The sequence below is a fragment of the Fibrobacter sp. UBA4309 genome, assembly GCF_002395745.1.
Classification (GTDB): domain Bacteria; phylum Fibrobacterota; class Fibrobacteria; order Fibrobacterales; family Fibrobacteraceae; genus Fibrobacter.
In genome coordinates, this window is sequence record NZ_DGUN01000043.1 from 1 (window position 1) to 17,529 (window position 17,529).

The following is a 17,529-nucleotide window of genomic DNA, read 5'->3' on the forward strand; positions in this document are numbered from 1 at the left end:
GCTTGGCACCGAGCATCAGGCGGGTAGCGAGGCGGGCCATCTGGGTGTTGCAAACCTTGGAGACCAGAGGCACCGTGCGGGAAGCACGCGGGTTCGCTTCGAGCACGAACACCTTGCCGTCTTCGATAGCGTACTGCATGTTCATGAGGCCGCAAACGTGGAGGGCTTCAGCAATCTTCCTGGTGTAATCCTTGATGGTCGCGAGGTTTTCCTTGGTGATGGTCACCGGCGGGATGATGCAGGCGGAGTCACCGGAGTGGACACCGGCAAGTTCGACGTGTTCCATCACGGACGGGATGTAAACGTGTTCGCCGTCAGAAAGGGCGTCAGCTTCGCATTCCAAAGCGTTGTGGAGGAAGCGGTCGATGAGGAGCGGGCGATCCGGGGTCACGCCCACGGCCTTGGCCACGTATTCGCGGAGCATGTTCTCGTCGTAGATGACTTCCATGCCGCGGCCGCCAAGCACGAAGCTCGGGCGGATCATCACCGGGTAGCCGCCGATCTGCTTGACGCAAGCGAGAGCTTCGTCGATGTTCGTGGCCATGCCGCTTTCCGGCATCGGGATACCGAGCTGATCCATCATCTTGCGGAACAAGTCGCGGTCTTCAGCGATATCGATGGAGTCGATGCTGGTGCCGAGAATCTTCACGCCTTCGTCGGAGAGGGCGCGGGCGATGTTCAGCGGAGTCTGGCCACCGAACTGCACAATCACGCCGGCCGGCTTTTCCTTGTGGTAAATCTGGAGAACGTCTTCGAGACAGACCGGTTCGAAGTACAGCTTGTCGCTGGTATCGTAGTCGGTAGAAACCGTTTCGGGGTTGCAGTTCACCATGATGGTTTCGTAACCCATTTCGCGGAGGGCCATTGCAGCGTGGCAGCAGCAATAGTCGAATTCGATACCCTGGCCGATTCTGTTCGGGCCACCGCCGAGAATCATGATCTTCTTCGGGTTGGTGGAAGCGGTAGATTCGTCCTTGCAGTTGTAGGTGCTGTAGTAGTAGTACTGGTCCTTCACGCCGCTCACCGGCACTGCGCACCAGCCTTCGACCACGCCGAGTTCGGTACGCTTCTTGCGCACGTCCTTTTCGCGGATGCCGAGGATCTTGGCGATATACTTGTCGCTGAAGCCGTCCTTCTTGGCCTTGATGAGCAGTTCGTCAGAAGGCAGGCGGCCCGGAGTCTTGAGCATTTCTTCTTCGAGTTCCACGAGTTCGCGCATCTGCTGCACGAAGTAAGCCTTTTCGTAGGTGGCGGCGAAGATTTCTTCGTCGGTAGCGCCCTTGCGGATGGCTTCGTACATCTGGAAGTGGCGTTCGGAGCTCGGGGTCTTGAGCATTTCGAGGAGTTCTTCCTTGCTCTTCTTGTTGAAGTCCTTCGCAAAGCCGAGGCCGGAGCGACCGTTTTCGAGGCCGCGGATAGCCTTCTGGAGGGTTTCCTTGTAGGTCTTGCCGATAGCCATGACTTCGCCCACGGCCTTCATCTGGGTGCCGAGGCAGTCATCGACGCCGCGGAACTTTTCGAATGCCCAGCGAGCAAACTTGAGCACCACGTAGTCACCGCTCGGGGTGTACTTTTCGAGGCTTCCGTCGCGCCAGTACGGAATCTGGTCGAGGGTGAGGCCTGCGGCGAGCTTTGCAGAAATGAGGGCGATCGGGAAGCCGGTAGCCTTGGAAGCAAGGGCAGAAGAGCGGCTGGTACGCGGGTTGATTTCGATAATCACCACGCGACCGGTCTTCGGGTCGTGAGCGAACTGCACGTTGGTACCGCCAATCACGCCGATGGATTCTACAATCTTGAAGGCCTTTTCCTTCAGTTCTTCTTCAAGCTTCTTGTCGATGGTGAGGAACGGGGCTGCGCAGAAGGAGTCGCCGGTATGCACGCCCACCGGGTCGATATTTTCGATGAAGCAGATGGCGATCATCTGGTTCTTGGAATCGCGAACCACTTCGACTTCCAGCTCTTCCCAGCCGAGAATGGATTCTTCGATGAGGCACTGGTGCGTCATGGAGAGTTCAAGACCGTTAGAGCAAATGGTGCGGAGTTCTTCCACGTTGTAGCAGAAACCGCCGCCTGCACCGCCCATGGTGTATGCCGGGCGAACCACCACCGGGTAGCCGATTTCGGCCACAATCTTTTCGGCTTCTTCCACAGAGTGGCAAATGCCGGAGCGCGGGGTGTCGATGCCGAGCTTCTGCATGGTTTCCTTGAAGATTTCACGGTCTTCGCCGCGTTCAATAGCGTCGAGGTTCACACCGATGACCTTCACGCCGTACTTGTCCAGCACGCCAGCCTTGCTCAAAGCAGAGGCGAGGTTCAAACCAGTCTGGCCGCCCAAGTTCGGGAGGAGTGCCTGCGGGCGTTCCTTTTCGATAATCTGGGTGAGGCGGGCGACGTTCAGCGGTTCGATGTAGGTGGCATCGGCCATGACCGGGTCAGTCATGATGGTAGCCGGGTTGGAGTTCACGAGCACAATCTTGTAACCCTGTTCGCGCAGGGCCTTGCAAGCCTGGGTGCCGGAATAGTCGAATTCGCAAGCCTGACCGATCACGATCGGGCCAGAACCGATGATAAGGACTTTGTCGATGCCTTCAATCTTCATTTTGTTTATCTCCGTTGACTAATTAATTAAATGCTTCGTCATGGCGGACCTGATCCGCCATCTTCCTGCAATAAAATCTCAAAGAGATTCCGGGTCGAACCCGGAATGACGTTTTGGGTAAAAAAAACGCTGAACTAAAAAGTTCAGCAAAATCAGAAAAATTATCAACCTTGGAAAAACCATCTGCCGGTGCGCCGTGGATTGCGCAGTTCGGTTCGGTCTTCGACATTGCAAGAATTTGTTTCATCTTCTTGTCTTATTACTCAAGGTTTAAACTTGCGCAAATATAGACAAAAAGTGTAACACTTTCAATGGTGAAACACAAAAAATGTAAAGGCGGAAATTGCCGCGATTATTCCACGGGCTCTGGATCGGTCGTCTGGGTTTCACACAGCGCCGGGTCATCCGTGCAGACGTCCTTAGTATCACTGGTGCCAGAGTCGTCGCCGCACGCAGCTAACACAATGAAGCTCAACAAGATAGCAGACAAGAAAATCTTTTTCATTTGATAAATTCCTTCTTTTTTTCCAATATATAAAAAAGGAGCCGCCCAAATGAAGGCGGCTCCCAATCTTTACAGAGAAATTACTTCGTTTCGGCAACCGGGGCGGCAGCGGAGTCGACAACTTCGACCTTGGCAGCGGCGGCGCTATCCACGGCAACAGCTGCGGTGCTGTCAGCAGCGACGGCGGCAGCACTGTCAGCGACGGCCGGAGCGGCCGGGGCTTCAACAACCTTTTCGGCAGCGGCAGGAGCGGCCGGGGCGGCTTCCGCAGCCTTCGGAGCCGGCGTACCGAAGAAGTTCACCTTGGCGAGGAAAATCATCATCACCCAGGAGAGTGCGAGGCCGGAAATACCCATCACGATACCCGTCTTCGCCATGCCGTTCGTATCGGTGTAACCCGTAGCATGTGCAAGGGCGTTAGGCGGCGTAGAAATCGGGAGGCTCATGCCGAGAGAGCTGGCAAACGCGACAGACACGAGGAGGGCGGTCACACCGCCAAGGCCAACGAGGTTGTCCTGGCAGGCGATACCCACGGCGCAGAGAATCGGCACCAGGAGCGTCGCAGTAGAAGTATGGCTCATGAAATTCGCCATGAATAGGCAGATGACGCCGCAACCAATCATCAAGGCCAGCGGAGACCAGCTTGCAAACGGGATCGTCTTGATGAGGTGAGCAGCAAGTCCGGTCGCATTGAGGCCAACACCGAGGGCAAAACCACCAGCCACGAGCCAGAGCACGTCCCAGCTCATCGCGTTCAGGTCTTTCTTGGTAATCACGCCGGTAAGGGCGAAGACAGCCATCGGGATCATGGCAATCGCGTTATCGTTAATGCCGTGGACACCCTTGCCGGTCACCCACAGGAGCACGCACACGATGAAGGTAACGTAGACGATAATGGCCTTGGGGCTCGTATCGAACTTGCCGGCACCTTCGATGTTCAAAACCATTTCCTTCATCTTGATCGGGTAGATCTTGACAAGCAGGAGCCAAGCGATAACCATCAAAATAATCACGTACGGGATACCGAAGGCCATCCACTGACCAAAGCTCACGGGGTTCGCAACGAGGTCGCCACGGGCGACGGCATCGTTCAGGGCACCAAGGGCGATAGCGTTCGGAGGCGTACCGATCGGGGTACCCATACCGCCGATGTTGGCACCGAGCGGAATAGCAAGAGCGAAAGCGGCTTTACCGCGGTCATCTTCGTCAAAGAGCTTGAGCACCGGGGCCAGGATGGCGAGCATCATGGCGGCGGTAGCCGTGTTGCTCATGAACATGGAGAACACGGCGGTAATGAGCATGAGGCCCAGGAGCACGAACTTCGGGTTCTTGCCGAAGGGCTTCAGGAGCACGCGTGCGAGGTTCAAGTCCATCTTGTACTTGGTGGCGGCGGCAGCAAGGAAGAACCCACCCAAGAAGAGCATGATGATGGGGTTTGCAAAAGTCGCCATGATGGACTTATGGCTAATCATCGTCACGCCGTCCACGCGGAACACGTTAAGTGCGGAATCGGACATCGTGATAATCATAAGCACGATGACGAGCATGGAGGTGGACCAGATCGGGAACGGTTGGAGGATCCAGAAAAGGGCCGCCATGACGAAAACGCCGATAACGCGGATTTCGAGCGGGTTGAGGATCCCCATAGGGCTTGCGGCATCGAATCCGAGGGATTCGTAGGGCAAGAAGAGAGCGGCGATGGCAAGCACCGACGCAATGATGAATTTGATGAATTTAGCCTTTGTCATAACGGGGCCAAATTTAGAAAAACTGGGCCCCTATGGCAAGTCGACAAAATTTAACGAATAGCGACCTTCCCCGACGCCTGCTTGCCGCCGGCACGCACCCGGAGCATATAGAGCCCCGCCTTGGGCATATCCAGCATCAGGGTATTTTCCCCGACCAGGGCCTTGCCATTCGCCGAAGCAACAATACGGCCGCTCAAATCAAGCACATCCACGCGCACCCCGGCCCCAGAAAGGCCGTTCCCCGCATAGAAGGAGACCTTCAAGCCCTGGGCAGACTGCAATGCGCGGAGCCCTTCGAGACTGTACACCAGATCGATCTTTGCCGCTTCAGCCACGCGTACCGTTGCAGTCTTGGCAGACTTAGCCAGGTTCACCTTCAAAGGCTCGCCCTCACGCATTTCTGTCGTCTTTCCGCCAACAGTCACGAAGACCTTGAGGCCGAACGCACGGAGGGCATCTACGCCCTCGACACTCATAAATCCGGCACGGTTCGAAGACGCGCTCAGTTCCACGGTCCATTCCATTTCGGACTTGGCCGGCTTGACGGACTTGGCCAGGAACTTCCCTCCTTCGACAATGGAGAGGTTCACGTGGTCCCCCATGCCTTCAGGGGGTTCCGCCTGGGAACGGGGCGTATCGCCCACTGCCAGCACGTTCCAATTATCGGACTTTCCGTTAGCGTCGGCAAGTTTCAACCGGATGCTCCAGTTATCCCTCGACTTGGCAAGCACCGCCTTGCGAAGAGTTCCCTTGCTGGAATCGTCAAACACCGGGGTCACAGGGACAACCCATTCCATCGGACGGTTCACTTTTGCCCAAACGCCTTCGTAGGGGTCGATAACTGTCGCAGGTTCGTAGCCACCTGTCGTCGGATCATAACGCCAGAACTCGACGTCGGATTTCTTGTCCTTGGCAGACCTGTCTCCAAAAATATCGACGCGCCATCCATAGGGGTTCGCCACCATGTTCCATCCGGAATAGACGCTGTCGAGCGACCACACGATATCGTCGTAATAGTCGTCGTTGATAAACGTCAGCTTGCGGCCTTCAAGACTACTGTACCAATAACCGCGCTCCCTGATGATGTCGTCACCGGATTTGAACGAATGGTACTGCCAGAATTCGCCACCCACGCCGGATTCATCCCACCAGTAGAACAGCTGGTCGTCATCCTCGTCAACGTCGGTCGTATCGAGCTCGGCAAGAGAAATCATTTGCCACTGGCCCATATGGACCTCGAAGGATTCAGAAGCGATACTGAACTCAAATGTCGTATCGGAAACGCTCCAGTCATCCTTGGCAGAAATTTGCAACTTGTAGGAACCGGCCCGCAACGGGAAATGCGTCCAGGTGCCGGCAAAACCGGGCTTCACGGAATCCGCAAGAACATACACGGAATCGCCCACCCCCTCTTTTTCCAATCGGGCCAAGAGAGCTACATTGCGATGCGCTTTTTCGAACTTGTCCAACGCATATTCGACACGGATAGCGCGGCCAATCTTGGAGAAAACAGCCTTTTCGAACACAATGGGCGGAACGTAGGCCAAATCCCAAGAAACGGAGTATTCTATGTCAGCAACCCCAATCAAGAAACTGCCGTCGCCATTGGCCGAAATCGACTTGTCGCCCTTCACGGCGACATCAACCGGCATAAACGAATCTCCCGGCAAGACGTCGATAAAGAAGTTGTAGCCCTTGTCATTAACGGCAATCTGCAATCCGGCACTGTCAACGGCATGGCGAATCGTATCGCCATCAAATATCTGGTACACGGACAATTCGGCTTCCTTGCCCGTCTTGAAAACGGTCGCCATGCTGACGCTACAATTTTCAGGGGAGTCCCAAACGGCATAAAGGTTCGTCGGGGCATCTATGTTCGGGCTCATCGAAGAAACAGCCTTTTCATCCAGGGTTTTCACTGCACCGGAAGTCCCGTCCGCATCCGTAGACCAGCCGGCAAAGCAGGAATCCGTACGGAACGGCACCCACATGGGATAAGGACTGCGAGCAGGCAAGGAATCATTCTTGACGGCATTGGCCGGGAAGAACAGATTCCCGTAATTGCTGGAATCGGTATTCATGTCGTACGACACGTAGAACGGTCCCGCATAATCGAAGGATACGTACAAGTCGATATCGGCATCCCCGACAGCGAGCTTGGCTCCGTCCACTATGACGGTCGAGCCATCGATACCCTTTACCGTGTAATAGAACTTGTCGGCATTCAAGGTGTAGCGGCTGTCCGCATTGGCGTGGATTGTCAACGGGAACAAGAAATACCCGGTGGAATTCGATGTAGTGTCCCTGACCTTGGGAACGAACATCTGGAACAAGGTATCGGATCCATCTACCGAGGTAAATCTCTGGGATATGGAATCCTTGCCGATATACTGGTTCGCCCTCAAGACTCCATGGCCATCCGTATGGACAGTTATCTTGACGGAGTCACGATGCGTAGCGGGTTGACCGTAGAATCGGCTTAGCCACGTACAGTCCGGCGCCTTCGGGCCATCGCTGTGCGGGATGAATTTTGCATAGGCCCGGGTCACACCGGGAGCGAACCAATCGAACATCTGATCGTCGAATGCCAGGAAGGGCAATCCCGTATCGTTCTGTCCGGGCACCATGGCGAACCATTCTACGCAACCGTTCGTCGTCAACATAAGCGGGAACGACCTATCCTGCTCATTGGAACGGAGATACGTCAATGTATCTTTCCAATGGGTTCCTTCGTATTCTTCCAACAAGAACGTATTTACAGGTTCGTCAATGAACGCCCCCTTGGAATGCATAAACGCAAGCTTATAGGGAATATCCGACAAATTGAACTTGAACGTTATCGACTTGTCATAAATTGGAGTATTCTGAGCAAGCTCAAACGGAGCCAGGACCAAGGTCGTATCGCCGCCTCCAATCTTGAATCTCCACAAGCAGGCATAAGAAAAGTCGTTCTGGTGTTCGGGTTCGCAGGCTCCCCGATCGCCCTTGACGGTTATGGAATCCAGCTGATAGCCAGAAGGCACACTGGAGCGCACTTTGAAGGCGAACTTCTGGTCCATCCCTTTAGCCGGCACATAGAGGTTGGGTTCCGTAGAGCCGAAGACAAACCCATGTACGATTGAATCTATTTCGTTATAAGGTTGCCACAACCAGACATTGCCCGCAAAACTATTCATGTCTTTCCCGTTCAACGACGAAGCCAGGGTCATGTAGTACACGTAGTCGCCGGTACAATTATTTTCATCCCAACGATAATACCCCTTGACATAGTCGTTGCCGCGCTCATCGACGCCAACCTCGACACCGGGGGTTTCCAAGAAAACATCGTCCAAATAGCCACTATAGTTAGCAATTGGCGCATATTGAGACGTCGGATAAACAACATAATCATAACCGGAAACATCCGAAGCACATATACGCCCGTCCTTTACCATGTAGGCAGGCGGGAATGACGACGAATTATTGCCAGAGGCGTCGGCCATTTCCAGCGAAGCCCTGTAGGCCAACGGAGCCGCATAATCCAAAGAGGCATTGTATTCACTGGCGAGGAACGGTTTGTAAAAGACATTTCCAAAGTCGGCGATAAACTTGTACGGAATTTTTTCTTCGCTTTCCGTTTGCAAGTCTATACGGGCTCCGCCAAAAAAGGAATTGACAGCGTTCGGATCCGGAACATATTCTTCCAAGGCAGCAACAAGAGTATCCACGACAATGTAATTTGAATGGGTAACGAATATTTTGGTACCATACCCGGCATCCGCCTCCGATATTGCATACAGAATATCGGCTTTCGAGGCTAGCGTTCCTTCAACACCCGGTAGTTCTTCAAAGCCTGTTCCGTAAATATCTAGAATGTTGAGCGCCACTTTCCAACCTACAGCCCTGTATCCAGTCTTTTTCAGTTTCAGGTCGTATCGGCTCGGAGTACCAGGGAACTCGCTCGAACTGGAAGCAAACAGTTCGATTCCGCCACTGGAGCTGCTCCCGGAATAATCGTAGCCTTGCGCAACAAGTTCCATATCTTCGGAATTTTCATTGTAGATAGTGAAACTGCCATACTGCATAGCCCCATAGTCTATTTCCAGGCGCAAATTGGACGGAACATCGACTCCGTTGTCCATATCGGCAGCAATCTGGCGGACAGCTTCATCCACAAGACTCAACATACTCGTTACCATTTGAATCGTATGAGCATTGCCCGATCCGCATTCGTAACCACTACCGGCCATCGCATCATTTGAACAAAGACGGGCATTCCTGGCAACCATGTTTTCTGCATTTCGCAAGTCATATATAACGGGAATTATCGACGAAATTCTTTCTGACGGCTTCACACTGTAAACAGGAACCGTCAAAAATAAAAGACCGGCAGAATTACTGGCATCGAGCAAATCACCCGCCACCAGGTATCCTATATCGAAGTTTACTTCCGGCTTCTGCATATACAATGCCGGAATCTGGGGAGTCTTCAATGCAGCAACCGTATTTGCCACGCTCAGGCGTTTATTATCCAAACCGGTGTATTCCCAGTAAAACTTGTCCCCCAACCCAGTCACCTTACCGAGTTCAGCATCGTCTAACTCGCCCTGGTTGTCGGTAAAGAGGGCCGTACTGGAGAACGCAATACGTTCTGCACTTGTCATGAACGTTCTCGCTTCGGAATAGTCGAAAATAGCCGGCATTATCGGTTTCAGTTCGTCATCGGGTTCAACAAGACGGAGCAGGTTTCCATCCTTGGTCCAGCAATACGAGTTTCCCACCTTGCCATTGACATCCAATGCACAGGAATCTTTTCCGAAATAGTTCAACACTCCGGCCAAGGCGACACTCGACATATCCTCTGTAGAAAGAACGCCCACCAGATCATCGTCGTTTTTAGTCCAAAAATTGTTCAAATTCGCATCCACCGTCATCCCGTTTTCTTTCCGACGATAGTTTGCAACAGCCTTCAATGCCGCCGCTCCACCACTAGTACCGGCCCAATGTCCCGCGTATTTGTATGTAGAACCCTCGTGGAGATTTCCAATAACCGTCACGTAGGCCGCAGCACTTAATTCACCGACAACAAAGCCGACCTCACTAGACGCACCGTTACCGTCAGCGAGCTCTGCCCTGGAGTAAGTATTACGAATACTCACGTCAAAATAGCTGGCATCCACAGAACCAACCATGCCTCCCATAGCAGACGGATTGGCATTCACGCCTTGCCTTTTCACGACGCTTCCTTCCACGACAATTCCATTGATAGACACAGCTCCATAAGCACCCGATTTTGTTATGCTGCCAATGGCACCACCCATAGGCGACGCCATGCTCGCATCCATTTCAACATCGCCGACAAACTTGGAACGATTTATTGCGAAATAACTCCCTTCAACAGAACCAATAAATCCGCCGACATTGTCTGTTCCGTACACACGGGATCCTTCCACATTCACCCCTGTCATCATCGCCTCGCCAGCTGAACCTGCCCCGGCGGGATTGGCAATTAAACCGACGACAGCGCCGGCAGTGGACGCGATAACCTCGGCATTCTTTATCGATACATTCTGCATGACATCGTACCATTCGTTCGATACCACGCCGGCTCTCTCAGGACTACTTATCCACGCATTCTCAAAAGCAACGTCCTTGAAAGCGACTTGTGCACCAGCATTATTCTGGGTACTATCAATAACAAAACCGGCCCCTTTTTTAGAAAGGTCGTTATAGCACATGTTCTTGATAGTATACTGTTTGCCGTCCTTCTTGCCTTCTATAGATTCAACGTCATCTGACAATAACGGGAAAAACGGCCTATTGCACTCTGCGACATCGTTGACAATGCTACCGCCGCCAAAATCAATATCGGAACCGAGCCGAATCTTTTTTGTCGTCTGCATAAATTGCTTGATTTTTTCGTAGATGCCACCATACGGATCAAACACCCCACTCTTACCCGGCATATAAGCCGAGACTTCGGTATACCAGTCCTTAGAGCAGTAGGTGTCACCCCCGCTGACATCCGTTTCGGATTGCGTCAATACGATTTCGTTATTCTTCGAATCCAGGGTAGCGCAAAAGAAATTCTCTTCGTAAGTAATCGCTTCACAAACAATCGTTATCTGATTGCCGAAATGGTCCATCACTTGGGCCACATCCTGATCCAGGACGCCAAACCAGTAAGGGGTATTAGGGGTGTCCTGTTTGCACATGTAACGGGAAACAGTGGCCGCATTTACGGCAGCCGCCAAAGCCGCTGCCACCAGGAATATCTTCAAGAAAATCTTTTTCATACGTAAATCCCTAGGAATACGTTTTTCTTTAAAATAACTTATTTCTTTGGGATTTAAAAATTACGACACGCCTAAAAGGGGCTTTTTTAGGCGTATTTTCCGTAATTCTACTTTACCAGGACCTTGCCGGTCTTGGCCTGACCGCCGGCACGCGCACGGAGGACGTAGACACCGGACCGCGGCAAGGCCATTTGCAGGGTATTCAGGCCTTCGGCAGCCCGTGCAGAAACCGTCCTTACCAGATGTCCCTGCATATCCACGAGATCCAGACTCAGGCGGGTTCCGGCAAGCCCGTTACCGATATCCAGGCTCACCTGGAGCATCCCGTTGCGCTGCACGGAATTGAGACGGCCTATCGTATAAGCGACGGTCTTCTTTGCCGATGCGGCCACGCGGACCGTGGCTTGCTTGGCCGACTTCGTCAGGCCCACCTTAAGCGACTGGCCATCATGCATTTCTGTCGTCTTTCCGTCAACGGTCACGAACACCTTCAGGCCGAATTCCCTGAGGGCATCCACTCCGGCAAAACTCAAATAGCCCGTACGGTTTGTCGACGCGCTCAACGCCACGGTCCATTCCATTTCGGGAACGGCCTCGCGCACAGACTTCGCCAGCCTCTTCTTGCCGTCTACAATGGAAAGGTTCACGTGATCGCCCATGCCTTCAGGCGGTTCCAAACCGGAAACAGGCTTTTCGCCAGCACCCAGGACGTTCCATACGTCAACCTTGCCGTTACCGTCAGAAAGTTCCGCCTGAATCGTCCAATTGTTCCTGTCGGCAGCCTTTGCCAACACCGCCTTATGCAGAGCCTTCCCGTCCTTTCCCGCTTTGGGGAACACCGGCGTGCCAGGCACGAACCATTCCATCGGATGATCCACACTCGCCCAGACGCCTTCGTAAGGACCAATCTCTGTCGCCGGATCATAGTTTCCGGTTTTCAGATCGTACTTCCAGAAAGCCACCTTGTCAGAAGCATTGCTGCTGTCTCCGTAAATATCGACAGACCAGCCGTACGGGTTCGCCACCAGGTTCCAGCCGGTATAGAGGCTATCCAGCTTCCAGACAATCCGGTCGTTGGGATTTTCTCCCTCGGGACTCAGCGACAACGCTCGGCCTTCGAGACTGTTGTACCAGTAACCGACATTTTCGTCTACGCTGCCATTCGCCTTCAACCCGCGATATTGCCAGTATTCGCCGCTCAAGCTAGATTCATCCCACCAGTAGAACATCGGGTCATCGTCCCAGACAACCTTTTTCATGTCCACGGAGGCAAGCGACAGCATGTGCCATTCATTGGCACGCACCGCAATTTCGTTGCTGACCGTAAATGACGTATCAAAGGACACCGTGTCACGGGCGGTAGAAAGCTTCGCCACAAACGTGTATTTTCCCGGTGCCAGAGGACACCAGATCTTGCTACCCTTGAAACGTTCCGTCAACTTCGAAATCGTCGTATCACCGGCAAGCGGTTTTCCCTGGGCATCCATCAAAGCCATCTGGAAGGCCGCAGCAGAATCCACCGCTGCCTGGTCGGTTTCAAGCACGATACGGACAGCAGAGCCGGACTGCGCAAAATCGTGCACGACAAAGTTGAATACGGAGTTGTCGTCGCTTTCTTCGCCTTCGGAGAAGTACGCGTTAAAGGTCGCATTCAGCAGGTAATCATTAATCTTGCTGCCCTTATGCAAGACCTCGGTGTTTTCAGGACCGTATGTCCCGTCCGGCATGCGGATTTTATAGACAGCCACGACAGAATCCAGCTTGTATCCCGGTTCCGGGAGGGAACGCAATACCAGATTGGCTCCATACATGCTGTGCGCCAAAAGCATCGTGCTGTCGCTGGCAAAGGTATGCCTCAAAGAATCGTTGCCATTTTCGTCAAAGGCTATCTGGCCATGCTCCGATACCAGACGGGCCCTATTGTAATTGGCCGAGGCCACGCATTCATCCGCATCGTCCCATACGGCGTATAGGGCATAATTCTTGGAAAGATTTTCGAAGAGTTCGTCGCTAGAAGCACTGTCGCGGTATTCGTAGTTCTTGGAATCAGATTTTACGGACCAGCCCAGCACGCAGGCATCGGAAGTATAGATTTCTTTCGGCAGCCAAACCTGCCCGGAACCTTCCACTAGAGACAAAATGCTGTCGGTAATCGAGTTCATGCCGTAGAACACGTCTTTATTGGAGGTATTCAAGTCGAGTTTCAGTTTCACCGCCCTGCCGAAACGTATTTGCAGGGCGTATTCATACCCACCCATCATCGCCACGGTAAACGTAGTATCCGTATTGCCAAAAGTCACACGCAGTGGTTCAACACTGCCCGAGCCATAGGTATCCTTAGTCACCAGGACTGCATCCGCAAGGCCGTAACCGGAGTCCGGGAGCGAAGCGACATGGAACGTAATGGTATCAGGATCGGTCGCCGGCACATACATTATGTCCTTTTCGAAATGATGTTCGAACTTTTTGTCGCCACCATTCGGATCACCTTGCCACAAGAACACCGTTCCACGGTTTACAAACTGCTTGTCGGAAGGAGCCTTTTCTTGATCCAGTTCCAAGGTGGTCACATAGAAACCCCAACAATGGTTCAGATCGCTCGAATCGGTCCAGGCCGCATAGAGTTTTAAAGAGTCCCCCTTTACGTCAAGCCTTTCAAGCAGACTTACATTCAGTTCCTTTTCGGTAGAAACGCTCGTTCCCGGCGAAACCGAAAGCGGCTTTTCTGTCCAGCCCGCAAAGCAGGCATCCGTACGGAAAGCCTTCGGAAATTCCGAACGTTCCCAGGGTTCGACGGCATACGCAGAATCTCTGTAAAATTTGTCCGTAAAGAATACATTTTTCGAATCCGTATTCATGTCGAACGTAACCTTGTAGGGAATCGTTTCGTATTCCGGGATTATATGCAAATGGAACAGTATCTCTTGCAGCAATCCCTGATAGGGCGCAAATGCAGCGACAACGCTATCCAGATCAAGCACTTTTTCCGTATCCAGTTTGTATGTCCACTTCAACGCCTTGGGCGTAGAAGCGCCGTTTCTATCCGCCTTGGTCATGTACTCATTGTACAACGTATCCTTCCCTGCAAGATAAGGGCCTTCGGCAGTCATGCTTTCGTAAGCATAGCATTTAGAAGAATTGTAGTTACTCGAAGAGTTCTCATAGCAAGCTTCCAATTCGTCATAACCAGATACCACGCGGGAGTCCGCTATCCAGAAATCGGCCTGCCAGTTCTTGAGCCTGTAACCAAGCCCCGCACGGACAGCAATACGCGACGCCAGCGGCAGCTCCGATTTAAGAGCGCCCTGTTCCAACAGGGAATCGGCCGCCGTTTGTTTTCCATCCTTGCCAAAGCCATATGAGACTGCATCCAACATAAACGAGGAGTAAGTGTCTTTCTCGGTAACTACACTCACCCCCGGGACACCCCCGTAGCTGTTGCTATAGACGAGGTGGAGAACATCCGTATGTTCGTCAAACTTGCTTTGATACGTCGCAAGGATTTGCGAAATTGTTTTTTCCGATCCGATATAATCCTGAATCGATGGACAATTTTTCGAATTATCAGAGCAGGTCACGTAATAATTCGCAACCTCGAACACATCGCGCGAGCCACCGAACGTCATGAACACCGGAGGGACAATATCCGACGAGAACTGCGTGGTATTTTCTACCTTGAGCCACAGATATATCGGGTTCTGGTCATCCAACGAAAGATACACCCCGCTCTGGTTGGGGTCTTCTATTTCGTAGACAACCTTGAGTTTATGATCCAACTGGACTCCAAAGGTTTCATTATTCGAAAAGTTCCTGTTCGCCAAATCAACCATTCCGCCCCAACTATCCATCGGGGCAAAGCTTATGCTCAAGGCATTCATCTTTTTCACGAAATCCGTCGGGAGCGTTCCGTCCTTTTCACTATAGGCAACCACATAAGGCACACCATTTTCCGTAATCAGGTAATCGTTCAGCGAAGATTTATCATCACTCGTTAAAAGGCTATAAACACTCGACAAGTCAACGCTCACCTTATAAGCGGTCAGCACACCCGTAATCACGGGAAGTTTCCCCGGTTCGTTGTCCCAGTACGCCACAGAATAAGGCCCCTGCACGTTATTTAAAACATAAGTGAACAGGCGTGATTTCATTTCGCTACTGTCGATAACACCGTTATACAAGCCGTTTGTTCCAATAGCTCCATCGCCCTTAATATTGAGACTTCCATCAGCAGCCAGGGATTTGAGTGCATTGCGGTAGTTATACTTGATGAAATATGAAGTATTACCCGAGGATTCTCCCACCGTTTTCCAGTCCGTAACATTGGTATTGCCCACTGTAAAATGGCCAATCGCATCTGCCACATCCGCATCGCTTTCGCCATAATGGTAGTTGGCATAGAGATTCATCCCCAATTGACTCTGTGCTTGAGTTTGCAAGGTGCCTACAACATAACCATTGTCGCCAGTAGAAGCGCGAATATTTCCTTCGGAAACATTGCCATAGATATTCGCATCCGAGACCACGGCATAGCCCACGACACCGCCGACCGTCATATCCGTGGCTTTCGTCGCCGCAATTTCAAGATCTCCCTGCACGTGCGACTGGCTTATGTTCAAGGAAACGGTAGAATTATCGACAACGCCGACAATTCCTCCTGCACGAATTTCTTCAACCGTAGAAGCAGTCGTCTCGATTAGATTTTTTCCATCAACAGCTTTTACCTTCGATGTAGTAATTACGACTCCATAGGGATCTTGCCCCGGCTTCGTTCGTAGAATACCATAAAGGCCGCCCGCTCTTACTGCCTGTGTCGAAGCAGCCTTCATCGCAAGCGTAAGTTCATTTCCAAGGCTGTTAAGATATAGCCCATTGTCGCCTCCGTTAGTATTTTTTTCAATCAAAGCCGCAACTAGCCCGCCCATTTGCACAAGATAGGCATCGGGATTGCTACTGGCAATCACAGCCTTGACCTGATTATTACGGAACCACGTTTCGCCATCGGCCACTCCCATGTAATAGCCGGCCAATCCTCCGAGATACTCCATGACGCTCGATTTCGTCTCTATATCCATGGAAACATCCACGACATTTTTTTCGTACTCGAAAGTAAAGCCGTTTGCGTTCGAAGCGTAGTCAACATATCCAAACAGGCCTCCGGCATAGACGTCCGCAGACACCGTACGGCTTACGTTCATTCTTTTCGAAGTCACCGTATTTTCACTAACTAGCAAGTCCGAATTAAACATCATATACCCTACAAGCCCTCCCAGGTAATAGGGACGTTGTTGCTTAGATGTCGCCAATTCAGCTTCGTTCACATCGGCAGTCACACTGTTTTTCGAGATTTCAAACACAATGCCGCTGGCAGAATTTTCTAAATCGATCTTGCCAACAAGCCCTCCCACATAAATCGAGCTGTCCGCCCTGCCATCGTCAATCTTCAACTTCACCGTATTGTCAGAAAGAACAACGGAAGATCCACTCGCCAGGGGGCTATTAGACAATACCCCGACAAGGCCGCCAACCTTCACGCCGGTAACAGATACATCCACATCGGAGTTCATGATGGACAACTGGCTAGTTCCAGTTCCCGAAACATCCCCTACGATGCCTCCGGCACAATTTACGGCGTTCACCGAGGAACCGGTTATGGTAATATTGTCAAAAACAACATTCTTTGCACTATATGTGACCACAGCCGCAGTCGTTACCTGATCAGCATTTAACTGGTAAGCCTTTATATAAGCATTTTCAAAAGCGATGTTTTCAACACTTGCATTTTGAAGTTGGGCAAAAAAACTGGCCCAACCGTTGTCGATAAGGCATAAGTTGCTGACTGTGTTGCCTTTGCCGTCTACCTTGATACTGACATCTGTCGTTCCCGCAGGAATTTTCAAAGGACGAAAAAACTTGTTACCGTCAACACATTCTATATCGCCACTGCTCGTGGCAGTCGTCCCGCCAAATTCAAAATCATTCTCGAAATATACGTTGATGCCTTCGATCTCTCCCGTACCTATTTGCGCATCCAGTTCACTGTACAAGTCATTGACGAACGACATGTCCCACTCGTCATAGACTTGACCCACACCCCCAGCTTTCGCAGCGGCGAGTTCGTCCTGCGATTTCAATTGGGTTATATGACAATTAAAAACCGGCTTGCTCCCGCCCAAGACATTCTCTTTCGAGCACTCGTACATTACCGGCATGATTCCGGAATAGCCGGAAGTAGTTTGGGAGGTTCCGGCAGCATGGGAGGCTATCGCCAACAGCGGCAATCCGGCAATACAGGCAAATTGTTTCAAGGTCATACAGGCCCTCTCTATCCTAAAACACTTACGTAAGAAAAATAACTCATTTGAGGCCAATCATCACACACAAAAAAAAGCCCCATTCCTTAAA

At 51.9% G+C, this 17,529-nt stretch carries 5 protein-coding genes; all 5 read right to left on the bottom strand.

Translation table 11 applies throughout. From position 1 onward, the window contains the following. Positions 1-2,599 (bottom strand): carbamoyl-phosphate synthase large subunit (gene carB / locus B3M32_RS04675; RefSeq protein WP_290743900.1); only part of this gene is annotated, 2,599 nt, incomplete at its 3' end. Between the two features lie 22 nt (positions 2,600-2,621). Continuing rightward, entirely contained in the window at positions 2,622-2,846 is a 225-nt protein-coding gene (locus tag B3M32_RS04680) for a hypothetical protein (protein ID WP_290743901.1), read from the bottom strand. A 338-nt stretch (positions 2,847-3,184) separates the two neighbouring features. After that, positions 3,185-4,852: an SLC13 family permease gene (locus tag B3M32_RS04685; RefSeq protein ID WP_290743902.1), complete on the bottom strand. Its 1,668-nt coding sequence runs from the start codon at positions 4,850-4,852 to the stop codon at positions 3,185-3,187. A 50-nt stretch (positions 4,853-4,902) separates the two neighbouring features. Continuing rightward, positions 4,903-11,127 (bottom strand): T9SS type A sorting domain-containing protein, encoded by a 6,225-nt coding sequence (locus tag B3M32_RS04690; protein WP_290743903.1) that lies wholly within the window; start codon positions 11,125-11,127, stop codon positions 4,903-4,905. A gap of 107 nt (positions 11,128-11,234) precedes the next feature. Next, on the bottom strand, positions 11,235-17,438 hold the full coding sequence (locus B3M32_RS04695) for a T9SS type A sorting domain-containing protein (RefSeq protein ID WP_290743905.1): 6,204 nt from the start codon (positions 17,436-17,438) through the stop codon (positions 11,235-11,237). Positions 17,439-17,529: the final 91 nt, after the last annotated feature.